Source organism: Streptomyces sp. SID1328, from assembly GCF_009865595.1.
In the GTDB taxonomy this organism is placed as follows: domain Bacteria; phylum Actinomycetota; class Actinomycetes; order Streptomycetales; family Streptomycetaceae; genus Streptomyces; species Streptomyces griseoluteus.
This window is the reverse complement of sequence record NZ_WWKH01000512.1, coordinates 1-296: the sequence shown is the minus strand read 5'-3', so window position 1 is coordinate 296 and position 296 is coordinate 1. Positions and strand designations below refer to the sequence as shown.

Annotated in this window: 1 pseudogene; it reads left to right on the top strand. The window is 81.4% G+C overall.

Annotation, left to right across the window (positions count from 1 at the left end):
- Window positions 1–100: 100 nt before the first annotated feature.
- Window positions 101–296: pseudogene (locus GT030_RS36490) on the top strand (2-oxoglutarate dehydrogenase, E2 component, dihydrolipoamide succinyltransferase); the annotation flags it as partial.

The following is a 296-nucleotide window of genomic DNA, read 5'->3' as shown; positions in this document are numbered from 1 at the left end:
TCCGGCTCCGATGCCGGGTGCGGCTCCGGGCGTTGGTCCGGTGCCCGTGCAGGGTCTTACTCCGGGTGCGGGGGCCGTCCCGGCGCAGGGTCCGGCTCCGATGCCGGGTGCGGCTCCGGGCGTGGTCCCCGTCCCGGCCCAGGGACCGGCTCGGGTCCAGGGCCCCGCCCCCACCCCCGGTACCGCCGACACCGGCACCGCTCCGGGCGTGGCCCCCGCCGCGGCTCAGCCCCCCGTACCGGCGGCCCCGGCCCAGGCAGCCCCCGTACCTCCGCAGCTCCCCGCCGAGGGTGGCC